Genomic DNA, 17,503 nt, shown 5'->3' with positions numbered 1-17,503 from the left:
TATTATTTATAGAGTTTTAACAAATCCACCACTTCTTTAAATTTCGTAGAAGCCTTTTTAAGTGCTTCTGAAATTTCCTCAGTACCTTCTATTTGTTTTATTTTCTCAGCCCATCTTTCAAATTCCTCTGCATGCTCTTGAGCATGCTCAATCCAGTGAGATATAAGATGTTTAATTTTAGCCATATCGTTTGAAAATTTTTCCATTTATTTCTCCTTTGTAAAATTTTATAAAAATTTGTATTAACATATTTTAAAAATTTTTCAATAGTTTATATTCAATATTTACTTTTTATCCTATTTCTAACAATTTACCAATATTATACACAAGAAAAGACATAATCCAGGGAAGTAGTGTATAAATCAAAAAAGTCTGTCCCAAAAGTTTCCAACCAAATTCTGCTCTTAAAGCAAAAGCAAATACCATGCAGGGCCAATAAAGAAGAACAAAAACTAAATAGGAATAAACACTCAAAGGAGTAAAAGCTTTTCTAATATTGGCTTTCCACCCACCTTCCTCTTCCTCAGCTTCAAAAATTCCAGATTTTAGAGAAAACATATTCTTAACAGCTTCTTTAAAAGCAGAGCTTAAACCTATTATTTGTTCTTTTAAATCCTGCCCAAAAGAAGTTTTTTCTTCTACTTCTTTTTCCTTTTTAGCACTATATATCTCAGCCATGGTGGTTACTACCACCTCTTTTGCTACTATGCCTGTAACAAGAGCTGAAACAGCCTCCCATTTACCAAAACCAAGTGGAGAAAACACAGGGCTTATAGCTTTTCCAATACCTGCTAAAAGTGTTTTATCCTTTGGAGCACCGTAAGGAATATTTAAAAGAACCCAGACCAAAATAGAAGCTGCTAAAATAAAAGTTCCTGCTTTTATAAGAAAATGTTTTAATTTCTCCCAAGTATAAATAGAGAGGTATTTTAAAGTAGGCATTCTATAAGGTGGCAATTCCATAACAAAAATTGGTTTCATTCCTTTATAAATAGTTTTACTCAAAATTATTCCTAAAATGACTGCTACAATAATCCCTAAAATATACAGAGACCAGATTACAGTACCTCCGTATTGAGCAAAAAAAAGCCCTGCAAATAAAACATATACAGGAAGTCTTGCACTACAGGACATACAAGGACAGAGTAGAGCTGTAAGTTTTCTATCTCTATCTGTTTCAAGAACTCTTGTTCCATAGATAGAGGGAACATTGCAACCAAAACCTATTATCAAAGGAATAAAAGATTTCCCATGAAGACCAAAACTATGCATTATTCTATCCATTACAAAAGCTGCTCTTGCTAAATAACCACTTCCTTCAAGAAAGGTTATAGCAAGCATAAAGATTCCAATTAAGGGAACAAAAACAAGAACAGCCCCTACTCCTCCAATTATCCCATCAACAATAAGAAATTTAAACCATTCTGCAGCCCCTATATTATCAAGACCAACTGAAACCCATTTCCCTATGAAGCCTATAAATCCATCAATCCAATCACAAAAAGGTCCCCCAAAGTCAAAAGCCAATTTAAAAACTAACCACATTATAGCTAAGAAAATAGGAATTCCCAAAATACGATTTAAAACTATTTTATCCACTCTTTCTGTAAAATCTGAAGTAACCTTTTCCTTTTTCTTTACCATTTCCTTGACAATACCATGAGCTAAACCATAACGTATATCTGCCAAAATTGATTCTATATCTTCATCATAGGTCTTTATTAAAGGTTCTCTTATTTTCTCCAATTTCTCTAAAAATTCTGAATTATTAATAAGACCTGTTTCCTTTAATATAAGTTCATCTCCTTCAAGAAGTTTTAAACAAAGCCATCGTGAAGGATATTTAGCCACAAGTTCCATATTTTCTTTTTTTATTAGCTCTTCCAGATTTTCTAAAGCTTTTTCTATTTTTTCTCCATAGTTAAGGATTTTTGGTTTATAACCCTCTTTATTTCCAGCTATTTTTTTTACTGTAAAAAGAAGTTCTTTTACCCCTTCTCCTTTAGTAGCCACAGTAGGAACCACATTTATTCCTAAAGCTTCTTCTAAGCCTTTTATGTTAATTTCCAATCTTTTTTTTTAGCTTCATCAACCATGTTTAAAGCAACTATTATAGGGATTCCAAGCTCTAAAATCTGTAAAAGTAAATACAGATTTCTCTCAAGATTAGTAGTATCCACAACATCTATCACAAGATCGGGTTTTTCCTTTATCAGAAAATCTCTTGCAATAATTTCTTCCTGAGTATAAGGACTTAAGCTATAAGTCCCTGGAAGATCAACTAAGTTTACAGTTAACCCATCAAATTCAAAAATAGCTGTTTTCTTTTCTACAGTTACACCTGGCCAGTTTCCCACCTGAAGTCTTGTTCCAGCAATAGCATTTATGAGAGTAGATTTGCCTGTGTTAGGATTTCCTATCACTGCAACGGTTATCTCTTTCATCACTTCACCTCCTCAACCTCTATATTTTCTGCCTCGCTTTTTCTTAGAGAGAGATGATAGTTTTTAATAACTATATCTATAGGATCTCCGAGAGGTGCTACTTTTTCTACATAAACAATTTCACCTGGTACTATCCCCATATCCATCAATCTTCTTTTTAAAGATCCAGTAATTGTAAGTTTTACAATTTTTCCTTTTTCTTTTGGTTTAAGCTCACTTAGTTTCATACCTCCCTCCTCCTTATAAGATTTTTTACAAGTCTCTTAGCATAATAATTACCTCTCCTGTTATTCAGATTAAACCCCTAATTTTAAATTGAAATTTAAATTGTATTTCATTTTCAATTATTATTTAAAAAAATTTTTTTATAATTATCTTTTTTTTATACCTAAATACGATTCAATTTTATTTTGGATATTAAACAAATATTCCACAAGTAAAGGATCGCAGTTAAAGATCCTGTTTTACTTAAAATTTCTCTACTTAACCTCATGACAATCTCTTTACCATTATTTTCATAGCCATTCCTCGTCCTATAGCTATTCTTGATCCATCCACTTTAACAAGCATAGGTCCCCAACCTGTATTATTTAAAATTTCAACAATTTTTCCAGGCATTAATCCCATGCTTTCCAAACGAAAAATTATACCTCTTCCCATTCCTCTTCCTGTAGATAAAATATTTATGATTTCTCCTTTTTCTCCGCTCTTTAAAAGTCCTAAGGGTAACATATATTTCCTCCTTTTCAAGGTAATTGAAATTAAATTTCAATTACTTTTATATCATAAAAAAATTAAAAAGTCAAGTATCCTTCGTAAAAAATTTTTAAATTTTTAAACTTGACCAAAAAGAAATTTTCCATTATAAAATTTTTATATAAGCTTTTAAAGAGGTGAGTTATGGAGCTTTCTCTTTTATTTATTATAATAGTTGTTCTATTTATTTTGCAGGCTTCTATAAAAATTGTTAACGAATATGAAAGGGCTGTTGTATTAAGATTAGGAAAATTTTTGGCAGTAAAAGGTCCTGGATTAATTATTTTGCTTCCTATTATTGATAGAATGGTAAAAATAGATTTGAGAACAGTAACTTTGGATGTTCCTCCCCAGGAAGTTATTACAAAAGATAATGTTTCAATAAGAGTAAGTGCGGTAGTTTATTATAGAGTTATGGATCCTGAAAAAGCTTTTTTGCAAGTAGAAGATTACTCTTATGCTACCAGTCAATTAGCTCAAACTACTTTAAGAAGTATCTGTGGCCAAGTAGAACTTGATGAAGTCCTTGCAGAAAGAGAAAAGCTTAATATTAAACTTCAGGAAATTTTAGATGCTGATACAGAACCCTGGGGTGTAAAAGTCTCAAAAGTAGAAATAAAAGAAATAGACCTTCCAGAAGAGATGAAAAGAGCCATGGCTAAACAAGCTGAAGCAGAAAGAGAAAGAAGAGCTAAGATTATTAGTGCTGATGGAGAATACCAAGCTGCTAAAACCTTATTAGATGCAGCTCAAATAATGGCACAAAATCCTGTTGCTTTACAGCTTCGTTATCTTCAAACTCTTATAGAAATTGCTACTGAGAAAAATTCAACTATTTTATTTCCATTGCCTTTAGAATTATTAAAAGCTCTTTCAACAGATTCTAAATGACTTTTAAATATCTGATTTTTATTAAGAAAATTTTCACATATAGTATTAAATTGTTAAATAAATTTGTATTATAAAAAAATTATAGGGGGTTTAAATTATGGATAAAGAGTTTGTTAAAAAGTTTGCTGAAAAGTATTCTGATATAAAAGATTTATTTGAAAAGCACCAAGCTCTTGAAAAAGAAGTTGATGAATTAAGTAAAAAATTATATCTAACTCAGGAAGAAGAAGTTAAAGTTAAACAGCTTAAAAAAGAAAAATTGCACATAAAAGAAAAAATATATCAGCTTATTAAAAATTATGAAGGAGTTGAAATAGATTAATTAAAAGCAAATAGCTTTTAAAACTTTTTAAAGTACACCTAAAATCTTATAAAGAGGGGGATTTAGCTTTGGGTGAGATAATGACAGGTGCTAAAATGATAGTAGAAGCTCTAAAGAAAGAAGGAGTTGAAGTTATTTTTGGTTATCCTGGAGGAGCTGTTATAGATATTTATGATGAATTATATAAAACCCCAGAAATTAAACATGTTTTGGTTAGACATGAACAAGGAGCTGCTCATGCAGCTGATGGATATGCCAGATCTACAGGAAAAGTTGGTGTAGCTTTGGTTACTTCTGGACCAGGAGCTACTAATACAGTAACAGGGATTGCTACAGCTTATATGGACTCTATTCCTATAGTAGTTTTAACAGGTCAAGTTCCCACTAAATTGATAGGAAACGATGCTTTCCAAGAGGTTGATATCACAGGAATAACCAGACCTATTACCAAACATAATTTTTTAGTAAAAAAAATTGAAGATCTTCCAAAAATATTAAAAGCGGCTTTTTATATTGCCAAAACAGGAAGACCTGGTCCTGTTTTGGTAGACCTTCCTAAGGATATTCAACAAGCTAAAGGAGAATTTAATTATCCTGAAGAGATAAAGTTAAGAAGCTACAATCCTGTATATGAACCCCATATAAAACAAATAGAAAAAGCTTATACATTGTTAGAACAAGCTGAAAGACCTGTATTAATGTTAGGAGGAGGTGTTATAGCTTCTAATGCTTCAGAAGAAGCTGTTAAATTAGCAGAAAAACTTAATTTACCTGTAGTAATGACTTTAATGGGTTTAGGAGCATTCCCAGGAGAGCATTATCAAGCCTTGGGAATGCTTGGTATGCATGGAACCTATTATGCTAATATGGCTGTAGCTAATTGTGATGTTTTATTAGCAGTAGGAGCAAGATTTGATGATAGAGTGACAGGAAAAGTTGATGCCTTTGCTCCAGGAGCAAAAATTATCCATATTGATATAGATCCCACTTCTATTCAAAAAAATGTAAAAGTTGATGTACCTATTGTAGCAGATTGTAAAAGAGCCCTTACAAGACTCCTTGAAGTAACTAAATTAGTAGGAAGACCTAAAAAATATTGGAAAGAAAGATTTAAAGATTGGTGGGAACAAATTGATATATGGAAAAAGAGATATCCTCTTTCTTATAAAGAAGATCCTAATTATATAAAACCCCAATTTGTAATAGAAAAACTCTATGAATTAACCAAAGGCGAGGCTATTGTTGCTACAGAAGTAGGACAAAATCAGATGTGGACAGCGCTTTTTTACAAATTTAAATATCCCAGAACTCTTATAACCTCAGGTGGTTTAGGAACAATGGGCTTTGGGTTCCCTGCTTCTATAGGCGCTCAAATGGGTAATCCTGAAAAATTAGTTATAGATATTGCAGGAGATGGTTCCATCCAGATGAATATACAGGAACTTGCTACTGCTATGGAGCAAAAACTCCCTATAAAAATTATCATTTTGAATAATGGATATTTAGGCATGGTTCGTCAATGGCAAGAATTATTTTATGGTAAAAGATATTCTGCGGTTAAATTTAATGTATTACCTGATTTTGTAAAATTAGCAGAAGCCTATGGAGCAGTAGGAATAAGAATTACCAGACCAGAAGAAGTAGAACCAACATTAAAAAAAATATTATCTATGAATACCTTAGTTATTTTAGATGTTCATATAGCTCCTGAAGAAGGCGTATTTCCTATGGTGCCTGCAGGAAAAGCTACTACAGAAATGATTTTAGTATAAGGAGGATAAGTAATGTCTGAAAAAAGGCATACTCTTTCTGTGTTAGTAGAAAATACTCCAGGTGCTTTAGCACGTATCGCAGGACTTTTTAGTGGACGAGGTTTTAATATAGATAGTTTATGTGTAGCAGAAACCTTAGATCCTACCTTATCTCATTTAACTTTAGTAACCCATGGTGATGATCAAATAATAGAACAAATCATTAAACAGCTCAGAAGACTTGTAGATGTTTATAAAGTAGTTAATGTTACTGAAGAAGGAGAATATGTAGAAAGAGAAATGGCTTTAATAAAAGTTAGAGCTGAAAAAGAGAATAGAGAAGAAATTTTTAGAATTTGTGAAATTTTTAGATGTAAAATTGTAGATGTTAGTCCAAGATCTTATGTAGTTGAAGTAACCGGAGATAAAAATAAATTAGAAGCAGTAATAGAGCTTTTAAAACCTATGGGAATTAAAGAAATTGTAAGAACTGGAACTATTGCTATGAAAAGAGAGAAAAAATCTACTTAAAATTTTTTCAAAAATATCCTCTTGATTTTTCTATTTATCAAGTTATAAATGTCTATGTAAAATTTCCTAAGGAAAAAATATAGATGAGGTGAAGAGATGCTTAAATTGAATTTAGAAAAAGAGGAGCTTTTACCTGAAGAAATAAAAGCTTTTGAAGAGGCTTTTAAAAGGTGTGCCAGAAGGATAATACTTGCTACTACTTTGGCAGGATCAGGGCATCCTGGAGGCTCTTTATCTTCTTTAAGTTTACTTTTAGTAGTTTATGCTTTAGCCAAGGTTGATCCTCAAAATCCCCGTAAACCAGATAGAGATAGAGTAGTTATTAGCCATGGTCATATAAGTCCTGGAGTTTATAGTGTGCTTTGTGAATATGGTTTTTTTTCTGAAGAACCTTTTTTAATGGAATTTAGAAGAGCAGGTTCTGCATTTGCAGGGCATGTAGAACAGGCTGTTCCTGGAATTGAATGGAATACTGGTAATTTAGGACAGGGATTATCCGCAGCTTGTGGAATGGCCAAAGCCTTAAAATTAAAAAATCTTAACAACTATGTTTTTTGTTTAATGGGAGATGGTGAACAACAAAAAGGTCAAGTAATAGAAGCAAGACGTTGGGCAGTTAAATTTGGATTAAATAATTTAGTTACTCTAATAGATTATAACAAACTCCAGATAGGTGGTGATACTTATAAAGTAATGCCTCAAAAATTAAAAGATGAGATCCTTGCCACATCATGGAATGTTATAGAAATAGATGGACATAACTATTCTGAAATTTTTAAAGCTCTAAGAAAAGCTTTAAAAAGTAAGGTTGAAGATCCTTCTAAACCTACTGCTATTTTAGCCCATACTATTATGGGAAAAGGCATATCTTTTATGGAAAATGATCCGAAATGGCATGGAATGGCTTTACCAGAAGATTTAGCTAAAAAAGCTTTAGAAGAACTGGGATTTGATCCCTCTGAACTTGATATTTTAAAAGCAAAGAGAAAAAATTGGAATATATCTTTTCCACATCAATCTCATGATCCTCTTCCTGTAAAAATAGAAATACCTGAACCTACTATTTACTCTCCTGAAACTAAGACAGATTGTAGAAGCGCTTATGGAAAAGCATTATTAAAATTGTCAGAAAAAAATAATTTACCCAATCAATCTCCTAAAATTCTTGGTCTTACCTGCGATTTAGAGGGTTCTGTTAAAATGACTGGTTTAAAAAAACATTCACCTCATGCCTTTTTTGAATCAGGTATTCAAGAACATCATACTGCCTCTGTAGCAGGTGCTTTATCTAAGGAAGGTTTCTTGGTATTCTTTTCTACTTTTGGAGTTTTTGCAGTAGATGAAGTATATAATCAATTAAGAATAAATTCCCTTAATAAATCTGCTTTAAAAATAGTTTCAACTCACTTAGGAGCTGATGTCGGAGAAGATGGTCCCACCCATCAGTGCATAGATTATTTAGGATTACTTTTTAATCTAACAGATTTTGAAATATATATACCTGCTGATCCTAATCAAACTGATCATATTATCAGATTCATAGCAAACAGACCAGGAAATATTTTTGTAGGAATGGGAAGATCTAAAATTCCTATAATTACAAAAGAAGATGGAACTCCTTATTTTGACAAAAATTATAAATTTGAAGCTGGTAAAGCAGATTGGATAAGATATGGATCAAAAGGTGTAATCATTACTTATGGAACTATGACCTATTATGCTTTATCTGCCTGGAAAATTCTTAAAGATAAAGGATTAGATGTAAGTTTATTAAATATCGCCTCCATTAGACCATTACCTGAAAAAGATATACTAAGATCTTCAGAATTGAAAAATATTTTAGTAGTTGAGGATCATTTAATTGAAACTGGATTAGGAAGTAAAATTGCTTCTTTCTTAGCTTTAAATAACAAATCTGTTAATTTAAAATTCTTGGGACATAAAGGACCTTTATCTTCTGGTAAACCTCATGAATTATTTAAAATATCTGGTTTAGATCCAGAAAACATTGCCAATACTATGGAAAAGTTAATTAATGCCTGAATTAGAAGCCTTTTCTGAAGATAAAAAGCAAGGTTTAGTAGAACATTTAATTGAACTAAGAAGTTGTCTAATTAAAGCTTTTATAGGATGGATAATAGGTTCTATTATAGCTTATATTTTAGCTGAGAAGATCATAAATATTTTGATTTTTCCTTTATATAAAGCTATTCCTTCTCAATCTAAAGTTTTTTTTAAAACCTTCCCTGAAGTGTTTTCTATTTATATAAAACTTTCTTTAATCGGAGGTTTTATTTTAGGAAGTCCTTATATTTTTTATCAATTATGGTCTTTTATAGCTCCAGGTTTATATCCTCATGAAAAAAGATGGGTCAAAAGTGCTGTTTTTTTAACATGCTTTGCTTTTTTAACAGGTGATATAATAGCTTATTTTATTTTCCTTCCTTCTATTTTAAAATTTCTCTATTCTTTTGGAGAAAAGTTTTTAGTGTTTAAACCTTTTTTAAAAGATTATATTAATTTTACTCTGAAGTTTTTTATTATATTTGGAGTTATTTTTCAAATACCTTCTTTTCTTTTACTTCTTTCCAAATTAGAAATAGTTTCAGTTGAAGAATTAAAAAGATTTAGACCTTATGCTATTATTTTGGCTTTTTTAATTGCAGCTATTGTTACAGGTGGAGCTGATCCTTTAAATCAAATTCTTTTAGCTATCCCCTTGACACTACTTTATGAAACAGGTATAATTTTAATTAAGATGACTTCTTTAAAAAAAGGAGGTTAATTATGTTCCCCAATTTAGGTGGACAAGAGTTATTTATTATTTTATTTTTAGCACTACTCCTTTTTGGTGCTAAAAGATTACCGGAAGTAGGAGCTGGACTTGGCAAAGGAATTAGGGCTTTTAAAGAATCTTTAAAAGCTGCTGATGTCAAAGAAGATTTAGAAAAATTGGAAGAAAAAAATAGTCCCTCTGCTACTACCAATACTTCTTCTGAAGAGGCAGTTTCCAAAAAAGCTTAATTTTATATTGTGCAAGCCTTTATTTTAGCTGCTGGTAAAGGAACACGTTTATATCCTTTTACTAATATTATTCCTAAACCTCTTTTCCCTATCTTAGGAAAGCCTATAATAAATATAATTCTTGAGCAGTTAATAAATACAGGAATAAAAAGAATTGGAATAAATACCTTTCATCTTAAAAATAAACTTATCAATTTTTTAAAAAATTATCAGAAAAAACATCCTGAAATTGAACTTCAAATTTTTGAAGAACCTAAACTTTTAGGGACTGGTGGCGCAATCTTAAATGCTAAAAATTTTTTTAAAGAACCTACTTTGATCATAAATTCTGACATCCTTACTAACTTAAATTTCAAAACTCTGTTTGATCATCATTTTTCTTCAGCTTTTCCTATTACTATGGTGCTTTATAAAGGTGAAAATAACAATGTTTTGATAGACCACAAATCTAATACTGTTTCAGGATTTAGATTAAAAGAAGGGGTTCTTTTTAACTATGCAGGAATACAAATTATTAATCCTGATATAATTTCTCATTTTTCTTATAAAACTGACCTTATAGAAATTTATCAAGATTTATTGAATTCAGGAATAAAAATTTTTGCTTTTATCTCTAACAATGATTATTTTAAAGACATTGGAACAATTTCAAATTATTTAGCTTGTCATGAGGATATTTTGATAAAAAAAATAAATATTCCCTTTGTCCCTTTTTCTTATGCTAATTCAATTGTAATAAAAAATGCTAAAGTTGGCAATAATGTAATCTTTAAAAATTGGGTTTTTATAGACAATGGAACTTTTATAGAAGATAATACAATTTTGTCAAAAACTGTCTCCTGGAAAGGAGCTTATATAAAAACAGGGATTTATAATAATTGTATTTTAGTATGATAAAAATTATAACTGAGTTTTTAAAAAAAATAAATCTTTCTCATAATAAAATAGAACCATTAATTGGAGATGGATCAAATAGAAAATTTTTTAGAATTTATTTAAAAAAAAGTTCCTTGATCCTTATTTTACCACAGGAAGGAAAATATGGTTTAAAAGAAGCCTGTAGTTATTATGAATTAGGAAAATTTTTTTATAAAAATAACATTCCTGTTCCTAAAATAGAATTTTTTGATCATGAAAAAGGTATTCTTTTAGTAGAAGATTTAGGAAATATAAGACTCTTTGATATTAAAGATTTTTCTCATAGATATTATAAAGAAAGCATTCAAATTTTAATAAAATTCCAAAAACTTGTTTCTTTGTTCCCTATTGAAAAAACCTTAGATAATTCTGTTTATGATTTTAATTTTTTATGGGAAAAAGAAATTAAATATTTTTTAGATTGGTATATGAAAAAATATAAAAAAATCATCTTACCTGATAGTTTTATAAAAGAAATATTTTATTGGGCTAAAGAAGAAGCAAAGTTTATAGATCAAGTTGTTATGCATAGAGATTTTCAAAGTAAAAATTTAATGATAAAAAATAATAGAATTTATTTGATTGATTTTCAAGGTGCAAGAATAGGACCTCCATCTTATGACTTGGTTTCTTTACTTCATGATCCTTATGTAAGATTTTTCAATGATTTAAAAACAATATCCTTATGGATTGAATATTATTTAGAAATGACCGATTATTCTGCAAATTCTTTTTTTAAAGAATTCTATTTTTTAAGTATTGTAAGACTGATGCAGGCTTTAGCTGCTTATTGCAAGTTAAGCATCTTGGGAAAACACTGGTTTAAAACATATATTCCTATTGCAGAAAAAAAACTATTTTATTTGATGTATAATTTATATCCTAAATTATATAAAACTTTTAAAGAATTTCTTTAACCAAAAAAATAAAGAGGGAGAGCTGGAATCCTCTCCCTCTTTATTTTTAAAAAGTTTATTAAAATATTTATTCTTCAGGTTTTTCTACACCAGCTTCCAAGCCCATACCTACACCTGGAAGTCCAAACATTACTGTGCTACCAGTGGAAAAATATTCCAGTTTCCCTTCTCTAACCAGTTCATTAGCAGCATTCTTAATTTCACGAGGGTTAGCACCTGGAATCTCTCTTTGTAAATCTTTTAAATAAATTTTAGTTTTACCACCTTTTTTAATCTTAGCTTCCATTACTTCCAAAATTTTTTGCTTTAATTCTGCTTTATCCATCTTATCTCACCCCTTTTTAATTTTTATTTAATTTCAATATGTTTTGTAAACTTAAAGTGTGTAGAAGTTCTATAAGTAGTATAAGCAAGCCTGTAATCATCAATACTCTTTTCAGTAAATGGAATGTCAGTCAATTCAAAGAATTTCTCCCAACCAATTCTTTCAATCCAATCTCCCACTCTTTCATACTTATTAGCATGCTGAGAGTAAACTTCAAGAATGTGCTTAATCCATTTTACAGCGGTAGGCCAACGCGGAGGTTCATTAGGAATAAAAGGTATTACAACTCTGGAGAATTTAGGAGGTGAAATTCTATTAGTAACCTTTCCTCCTACCACAATAGCAATACCATCGCCTTCACCATCAGCAATAGGCATAGCTGGACACATAGTATAACAGTTTCCACAGAACATACAGCGTTCAGCATTTACTCTAACGGTTTTCTTCTTTTGTCCATCAATTTCTACAGTAGCAGGTTTAATAGCACCTAAAGGACATGCAGCTATAGCTAAAGGTATTTCACATACATGTTGAATCCTGTCATCTTCTACCATAGGGGGTTTTCTGTGAATACCAACAATAGCAATATCAGAACAATGAACAGCTCCACACATATTCAAACAACAAGCTAAAGCTAATCTTGTTTTAGCAGGAAGTTTATGGGAACCAAAATATTCAAAAAGTTCATCCATAATAGACTTAACCACTCCAGAAGCATCAATAGCAGGAGTATGACAATGAATCCATCCCTGAGTATGAACAATATTACTTACACTTGCACCTGTTCCACCAATAGGAAATTTGTAAGAACCATTAGGATGTTTTCTATTCTTCAAATCCTCAATAAGTGCTTTTAATTTCTCTTCAGAATCAACATGAAATTCTATATTATTACGAGTAGTCCAACGCACATAACCATCACAGTATTTATCAGCAATATCACAAATCTCTCTAATATAATCTGTAGTTTCCAAACGTGGAGTTCCACATCTTACCACATAAATTACATCACCGGTTTCAGATTCATACTTTAAAACTCCAGGCTGAATAATTTCATGAGAAACCCATTTTCCATAATTCTTCTTAATTATAGGCGGTAAAAACTGTCTAAAATAAGGTGGACCTATATCTGTAATTCTGTTTTCCATTGGTTTATCTGGATTAAATAATTTCTCTGCTACCCCAGGATAATAAGGTTCTTTAAATACTGGATCCATTTCTTCATCAAATTTACCATCTATTTCTTCATACTTTGTCCAAAGTTCTTTCAATTTTTCAATAACCTTTTCATCTGCCATCTTATTCCCTCCTTTTATTTTACATATTTTTTATTTCTATTTTTTTAATCTAATTACTAAGCAGGATGACGTTTTCTAAATTCTTTAATATCTCTCTTCCAACCACCAGGAACTTCTTCTTCTCTCCAGAAGATGTAAGGATCGTTACGAGGTATTCTCACATGTTGTGGTATAGGCTTCATTCCCATAACATCTACAATAAATCTGTTCAAACCAATTCTCTGAATAAGTTCTCCCACACGTTCACGGTTCTTACCAACCTCCATCCAGTAATCCCAAATCTTATAAACAAGTTCTTTTACATCATCATAAGGAGGTTCCAATCTCATGAATGGAATAAGCAGAGTAGATAATTGAGCACCTTCTAAAATAACTGATTTAGCTCCAATTAATATAGATACTCCTCTATCTTTTCCTGGTTTCAATGCCTTGGGCATTACCGCAATACAATGCATACATCTTACACAATCTTTATTATTTATATAAAGTTTCTGTTCTTTTTCATCCCAATGCATACATTTAGTAGGACAAAGATCAATTACTTCTTTTTTAATATCAAATGGACCCCAGTCTCTGTCAGAAAATGCACCTGCATTTGGTTTTAATTCACCATTTACATAAGCTTTTACTGCCTCCTGGTCAATCTGTATCTCATCAATCCAAGTTCCAATAAAAGACAAATCTGCACGAGCTATAGCTGCAACACAGTCAAGAGGACATCCTGAGAATTTAAATTTAAATTTATAAGGAAATGCTGGACGATGAAGCTCATCCTGAAAATGCATAGTTAATTCATAATCAATTTCCTGTGTATCAAATAAAGCCCATTCACAACGAGATTTACCCATACAACAGGCAGGACTTCTTAAATTAGAACCAGACCCCCCAAGATCCCAGTGAAACTGATGAGTAAGATCAAAAAATACAGGCTCTAATTGTTCTGTAGTAGTTCCAAGAAGAACCATATCTCCTGTAGAACCATGGAAATTAACAAAACCACTTCCACGATGATCCCACATATCACAGAGCTTTCTCAAAGCTGCTGTATGATACCACTTACCAGCAGGATGATGAACACGAATTGTATGAAAAGCCCAAATAGAAGGAAACTTTTCCTGCTGGTCAGAATAACGTCCAATTACTCCTCCACCATAACCAAAAACTCCAACAATTCCACCGTGTTTCCAATGTGTTTCTTTGTGCTTATAAGAAAGCTCTAATTGACCCATAAGGTCAAAAGCACATTGTTTTTTGTGTTTCTCACCATAACTATAAATGTCATCCACAAAACTTGGCCAAGGACCACTTTTTAACTGATCTACCATTGGCGTATCATGTTTTTTAATCTCACTCATTGCACCCTCCCTACAATTTTTGTATAACTTTGATTTTATTTAAAATTGATTTCATGTCAACAATGAAAATCTTGGATTGTCTTAAAATAAAAGTTTTTATTTTAATTTTTTCTACTATTTTATGGCTTTTTTTCTATATTTTTTAACTTTTTTATATTTTTATTATATTATAAAACAAAAACCCCCTTGTTTTTTGAAACAATTATAATAAAATTTCTCTAATATGGAACAGCTTCATGTTAGAGAATTAAAAGAACTTTTGCAATCTAATATCAATAACTTGGTCTCAATTAAACAAATTATAAAAGAATATGAACAAAAAATTGATAAACCCCTTCTAATTTTAGAAGTCATTTTAGAAATTCTTCACACAAAAAAAATACCTAAGGATGTTGAACTCTTTTTGTGGGAAAAAGTAGCTATTATATGTGAAAAACTCTTTGAATTTGAAAGAGCTATAGGAATTTATCATAAATTATATCTTTCCACTTCAAATTCTAAGTATTTGGAAAAAATAGAAAATTTAAAAATTTTGAAAGTCTTTGAAAAGTTTAAAGATATCTTAAAAAATTATTCTCTCTCCTTAAATGATTTATTAAAAATTTATCAACAATCCTTAGAAACAAACAAAAGCATTGAATCAATATTAATTGAAAAGTTTAAAATATCTAAAAAATCTATTTTAGAATGTGTGGAAAATTATTATAAAATCCCTGCTTTTGAACTTAGAGATCTGGCAAAGTTTCAAAAATTGCCTCAGGTTTTAACCATTAAAAAACAGTTCTTCTTAGAAACTCTATGTATTCCATTTAAAGATTTTCAAACTCAAATTATTTACTTAGTTTGTTATAACCCTGAAGATAAAGACAAAATAGAAAAAGTGAAAAAAATTCTTCAAATTCCTTTGGATATAAAAATTGCCTATGCTATCAAAGAAGATATTATAGAAGCTATAGAAAGATACTATTCCCAACCTATATTGACTGAATTGGAAATAGAAGAAGTCCCAGAAGAGGAAGAAATTGAAGAAACTGCTTTAATTGATAGTGCTATTGTTCAATTAGTAAACAGTATTATTGAAGAGGCTTACAAAATGAGAGCCTCGGATATTCACTGGGAAAGTTTAACAGGAAAAAAGGGATTACGGGTCAGATTCAGAGTTGATGGAGAGTGTTTCCTTCATACCACCATTCCCGAACATCAAAAAAGACCTGTTATTTCTCGTATTAAAATTATGGCTAATTTAGATATTGCAGAAAGAAGATTGCCTCAGGATGGTAAAATAAAATTTAAAACAAAGAATGGTAAAAGTTTTGAAATAAGAGTTGCTACTATACCTACTATAGAAAATAATGAAGATGTAGTTATGAGAATATTGGGAGGGATAGAATTCAGAACTTTGGAGGAAATTCATCTTTCAGAAGAAAATTACAAAAATTTTAAGAAAATTTTAGATTATCCTTATGGACTTATATTGGTTGTAGGACCAACAGGTTCTGGTAAAACAACCACTCTTCATGCTGCTTTAAAGTATTTAAATAAACCTAATAGAAAAATATGGACTGCTGAGGATCCTGTAGAAATTGTTCAAGAAGGATTAAGACAGGTTCAAGTTAATCCAAAAATAGGATTAACTTTTCACAGAATTTTAAGGGCATTTTTAAGAGCAGATCCTGATATTATTATGATAGGAGAGACAAGAGATCACGAAACAGCTCATACTTTGGTTGAAGCTTCTTTAACAGGGCATCTTGTGTTAAGCACCTTACATACCAATAGCGCTCCCGAAACAGTCACCAGACTTCTCAATATGGGAATAGATCCTTACAACTTTGCAGATGCTTTACTTGGAATTTTAGCTCAAAGGTTAGCTAAAAAATTATGTCCCAATTGTAAAGAACCTTATACTCCTTCTCAAAAAGAAATAGAACGTATAAAAAGAGAATACGGTTACCATCCTGTAAAACCATTGTCTGAAGAAGAAATTAAAAATGCTACCCTTTTTAGACCTGTAGGTTGTCATAATTGTAATTATACAGGATTTAAAGGAAGAATTGCCATTCATGAACTTCTTATTCCTGATGATGAAATCAAAACTTTAATTGTCAAGAATACCCCTGCTAATAAAATTAGAAACGCTGCTATTGAAAAAGGATTTCTCACCCTTAAGCAGGATGGTATTTTAAAAGTACTAAAAGGTGAAACTACTTTGCAGCAAATCTTAGCTGTTACTGTAAGGTAATGTCTTCTTTAATTTCTAAAAAATTTATATCAAAAATAAAATCTGACGGCTTTAAAGAGAGCTTAGAAGATTTCTTAGGTGTTGAAAAGATTTTAAAAATTAATGTAAACAATCAAGTTTTTTCCCTTTCTATCAGTCCTTCTTATATAAAAGAACTTATTATAGGTTTTCTTATAAGCCAAAATATTTTAGATAATTCTCACCTTATAAAAAATCTTGATATTTTTGAAAAAAACAATGAAATAATAGCAAATATATATTTAGAAGATGTAAAAATAGAAAAAAACTGCCGAAATGTTTTAAAGAGTAATTTTAAAATAAAAAGCCAAAATCTCTTTAAGCTTTTTAAAGACTTTCAAAAAAATGCTAAACTGTTTAAATTAACAGGTGCTTTTCATTCTGCAGCTTTAGCCGAAGAAGATAGAATAATTTTTTTAGTAGAAGATATAAGTAGGAATAATACTATAGACAAGATCATCGGTTATGCTTTTTTAAAAGGTATTTCTTTAAGTAACAAGTTACTTTTAGTGAGTTGTAGAATCTCTTATCAAATAGTTTCAAAAATTGTAAAAACAGGGATACCAATTGTAGTTAGCAGATCTGCCCCTACCTCCTTAGCTGTAGAACTTGCTGAAAAATCAAATATAACAGTTATTGGCTTTTTGAGGGAAGAAAGATTTAATGTGTATTCACATTCTTATAGAATAATAATTTAAAAGAGGAGGTTTT

19 protein-coding genes are annotated in these 17,503 nt (G+C 30.5%); 11 read left to right on the top strand and 8 right to left on the bottom strand.

What is annotated here, in order from left to right; all coding sequences use genetic code 11:
* Positions 1–2 precede the first annotated feature (2 nt).
* The 5 genes from CC87_RS01225 to CC87_RS01210 form a co-directional block, all read right to left on the bottom strand.
* Positions 3–206 (bottom strand): DUF8180 domain-containing protein, encoded by a 204-nt coding sequence (locus tag CC87_RS01225; protein WP_051920395.1) that lies wholly within the window; start codon positions 204–206, stop codon positions 3–5.
* An 85-nt stretch (positions 207–291) separates the two neighbouring features.
* On the bottom strand, positions 292–2,070 hold the full coding sequence (feoB, locus tag CC87_RS01220; RefSeq protein ID WP_245605473.1) for a ferrous iron transport protein B: 1,779 nt from the start codon (positions 2,068–2,070) through the stop codon (positions 292–294).
* Positions 2,055–2,444, bottom strand: a complete 390-nt coding sequence (locus tag CC87_RS09240; RefSeq protein WP_245605472.1) for a FeoB small GTPase domain-containing protein — start codon at positions 2,442–2,444, stop codon at positions 2,055–2,057. Before CC87_RS09240 ends, feoB begins: the two co-directional genes overlap by 16 nt.
* Entirely contained in the window at positions 2,444–2,671 is a 228-nt protein-coding gene (locus CC87_RS01215) for a FeoA family protein (RefSeq protein ID WP_038055217.1), read from the bottom strand. Before CC87_RS01215 ends, CC87_RS09240 begins: the two co-directional genes overlap by 1 nt.
* Positions 2,672–2,933: 262 nt before the next feature.
* On the bottom strand, positions 2,934–3,176 hold the full coding sequence (locus tag CC87_RS01210; RefSeq protein WP_038055215.1) for a FeoA family protein: 243 nt from the start codon (positions 3,174–3,176) through the stop codon (positions 2,934–2,936).
* A 168-nt stretch (positions 3,177–3,344) separates the two neighbouring features.
* Between CC87_RS01210 and CC87_RS01205 the strand changes: the two genes are divergently transcribed.
* The 9 genes from CC87_RS01205 (at position 3,345) to CC87_RS01165 (ending at position 11,554) form a co-directional block, all read left to right on the top strand.
* Positions 3,345–4,091 (top strand): slipin family protein, encoded by a 747-nt coding sequence (locus CC87_RS01205; RefSeq protein WP_038055213.1) that lies wholly within the window; start codon positions 3,345–3,347, stop codon positions 4,089–4,091.
* A 97-nt stretch (positions 4,092–4,188) separates the two neighbouring features.
* A complete protein-coding gene (locus tag CC87_RS01200) occupies positions 4,189–4,413 on the top strand; it encodes an HP1242/YdcH family protein (protein WP_038055211.1) in 225 nt (74 codons plus the stop codon).
* 80 nt (positions 4,414–4,493) lie between these two features.
* Positions 4,494–6,185 carry a biosynthetic-type acetolactate synthase large subunit gene (ilvB, locus tag CC87_RS01195; RefSeq protein ID WP_038055209.1) on the top strand — a complete coding sequence of 564 codons (1,692 nt, stop codon included), beginning with the start codon at positions 4,494–4,496 and terminating at the stop codon, positions 6,183–6,185.
* A 12-nt stretch (positions 6,186–6,197) separates the two neighbouring features.
* Positions 6,198–6,695: an acetolactate synthase small subunit gene (ilvN, locus tag CC87_RS01190; RefSeq protein WP_038055207.1), complete on the top strand. Its 498-nt coding sequence runs from the start codon at positions 6,198–6,200 to the stop codon at positions 6,693–6,695.
* 96 nt (positions 6,696–6,791) lie between these two features.
* A complete protein-coding gene (locus CC87_RS01185) occupies positions 6,792–8,738 on the top strand; it encodes a transketolase (protein WP_038055205.1) in 1,947 nt (648 codons plus the stop codon).
* Positions 8,731–9,480 carry a twin-arginine translocase subunit TatC gene (tatC, locus tag CC87_RS01180; RefSeq protein ID WP_051920393.1) on the top strand — a complete coding sequence of 250 codons (750 nt, stop codon included), beginning with the start codon at positions 8,731–8,733 and terminating at the stop codon, positions 9,478–9,480. The genes CC87_RS01185 and tatC overlap by 8 nt, the downstream gene beginning before the upstream one ends.
* A gap of 2 nt (positions 9,481–9,482) precedes the next feature.
* Positions 9,483–9,719: a twin-arginine translocase TatA/TatE family subunit gene (tatA, locus tag CC87_RS01175; RefSeq protein WP_038055203.1), complete on the top strand. Its 237-nt coding sequence runs from the start codon at positions 9,483–9,485 to the stop codon at positions 9,717–9,719.
* A 9-nt stretch (positions 9,720–9,728) separates the two neighbouring features.
* Entirely contained in the window at positions 9,729–10,613 is an 885-nt protein-coding gene (locus CC87_RS01170) for a nucleotidyltransferase family protein (RefSeq protein WP_038055201.1), read from the top strand.
* Positions 10,610–11,554: an aminoglycoside phosphotransferase family protein gene (locus CC87_RS01165; RefSeq protein WP_038055199.1), complete on the top strand. Its 945-nt coding sequence runs from the start codon at positions 10,610–10,612 to the stop codon at positions 11,552–11,554. Before CC87_RS01170 ends, CC87_RS01165 begins: the two co-directional genes overlap by 4 nt.
* A gap of 67 nt (positions 11,555–11,621) precedes the next feature.
* Here CC87_RS01165 and CC87_RS01160 read toward each other — a convergent pair whose 3' ends face one another.
* From CC87_RS01160 to dsrA, 3 genes are all read right to left on the bottom strand, one after another.
* Complete coding sequence (locus CC87_RS01160; RefSeq protein WP_038055197.1) at positions 11,622–11,879, bottom strand: dissimilatory sulfite reductase D family protein; 258 nt, start codon at positions 11,877–11,879, stop codon at positions 11,622–11,624.
* A 23-nt stretch (positions 11,880–11,902) separates the two neighbouring features.
* Positions 11,903–13,096 carry a dissimilatory-type sulfite reductase subunit beta gene (gene dsrB, locus CC87_RS01155; protein ID WP_051920448.1) on the bottom strand — a complete coding sequence of 398 codons (1,194 nt, stop codon included), beginning with the start codon at positions 13,094–13,096 and terminating at the stop codon, positions 11,903–11,905.
* A gap of 137 nt (positions 13,097–13,233) precedes the next feature.
* Positions 13,234–14,532, bottom strand: coding sequence for a dissimilatory-type sulfite reductase subunit alpha (gene dsrA, locus CC87_RS01150; protein WP_038055195.1), 1,299 nt, complete (start codon positions 14,530–14,532; stop codon positions 13,234–13,236).
* Between the two features lie 223 nt (positions 14,533–14,755).
* On the opposite strand from dsrA, the gene CC87_RS01145 reads away from it, so the two are divergent.
* Both CC87_RS01145 and fdhD read left to right on the top strand, forming a co-directional pair.
* A complete protein-coding gene (locus CC87_RS01145) occupies positions 14,756–16,774 on the top strand; it encodes a GspE/PulE family protein (RefSeq protein WP_038055193.1) in 2,019 nt (672 codons plus the stop codon).
* Positions 16,774–17,490, top strand: a complete 717-nt coding sequence (gene fdhD, locus CC87_RS01140) for a formate dehydrogenase accessory sulfurtransferase FdhD (protein WP_038055192.1) — start codon at positions 16,774–16,776, stop codon at positions 17,488–17,490. The genes CC87_RS01145 and fdhD overlap by 1 nt, the downstream gene beginning before the upstream one ends.
* Positions 17,491–17,503: the final 13 nt, after the last annotated feature.

Source organism: Thermodesulfobacterium hydrogeniphilum (assembly GCF_000746255.1).
GTDB classification, from domain to species: domain Bacteria; phylum Desulfobacterota; class Thermodesulfobacteria; order Thermodesulfobacteriales; family Thermodesulfobacteriaceae; genus Thermodesulfobacterium; species Thermodesulfobacterium hydrogeniphilum.
The sequence above is the reverse complement of the archived record's forward strand: the minus strand, read 5'-3'. Positions and strand labels throughout refer to the sequence as shown.

Coding starts and splice junctions, on each gene's coding strand:
- tatA (WP_038055203.1), top strand. CDS start 9,483: ATGTTCCCCAATTTAGGTGGACAAGAGTTATTTATTATTTTATTTTTA.
- CC87_RS09240 (WP_245605472.1), bottom strand. CDS start 2,444: ATGAAAGAGATAACCGTTGCAGTGATAGGAAATCCTAACACAGGCAAA.
- fdhD (WP_038055192.1), top strand. CDS start 16,774: ATGTCTTCTTTAATTTCTAAAAAATTTATATCAAAAATAAAATCTGAC.
- CC87_RS01160 (WP_038055197.1), bottom strand. CDS start 11,879: ATGGATAAAGCAGAATTAAAGCAAAAAATTTTGGAAGTAATGGAAGCT.
- CC87_RS01215 (WP_038055217.1), bottom strand. CDS start 2,671: ATGAAACTAAGTGAGCTTAAACCAAAAGAAAAAGGAAAAATTGTAAAA.
- CC87_RS01225 (WP_051920395.1), bottom strand. CDS start 206: ATGGAAAAATTTTCAAACGATATGGCTAAAATTAAACATCTTATATCT.
- ilvB (WP_038055209.1), top strand. CDS start 4,494: ATGACAGGTGCTAAAATGATAGTAGAAGCTCTAAAGAAAGAAGGAGTT.
- CC87_RS01165 (WP_038055199.1), top strand. CDS start 10,610: ATGATAAAAATTATAACTGAGTTTTTAAAAAAAATAAATCTTTCTCAT.
- CC87_RS01200 (WP_038055211.1), top strand. CDS start 4,189: ATGGATAAAGAGTTTGTTAAAAAGTTTGCTGAAAAGTATTCTGATATA.
- tatC (WP_051920393.1), top strand. CDS start 8,731: ATGCCTGAATTAGAAGCCTTTTCTGAAGATAAAAAGCAAGGTTTAGTA.
- ilvN (WP_038055207.1), top strand. CDS start 6,198: ATGTCTGAAAAAAGGCATACTCTTTCTGTGTTAGTAGAAAATACTCCA.
- CC87_RS01205 (WP_038055213.1), top strand. CDS start 3,345: ATGGAGCTTTCTCTTTTATTTATTATAATAGTTGTTCTATTTATTTTG.
- CC87_RS01210 (WP_038055215.1), bottom strand. CDS start 3,176: ATGTTACCCTTAGGACTTTTAAAGAGCGGAGAAAAAGGAGAAATCATA.
- dsrA (WP_038055195.1), bottom strand. CDS start 14,532: ATGAGTGAGATTAAAAAACATGATACGCCAATGGTAGATCAGTTAAAA.
- dsrB (WP_051920448.1), bottom strand. CDS start 13,096: ATGGATCCAGTATTTAAAGAACCTTATTATCCTGGGGTAGCAGAGAAA.
- CC87_RS01145 (WP_038055193.1), top strand. CDS start 14,756: ATGGAACAGCTTCATGTTAGAGAATTAAAAGAACTTTTGCAATCTAAT.
- CC87_RS01185 (WP_038055205.1), top strand. CDS start 6,792: ATGCTTAAATTGAATTTAGAAAAAGAGGAGCTTTTACCTGAAGAAATA.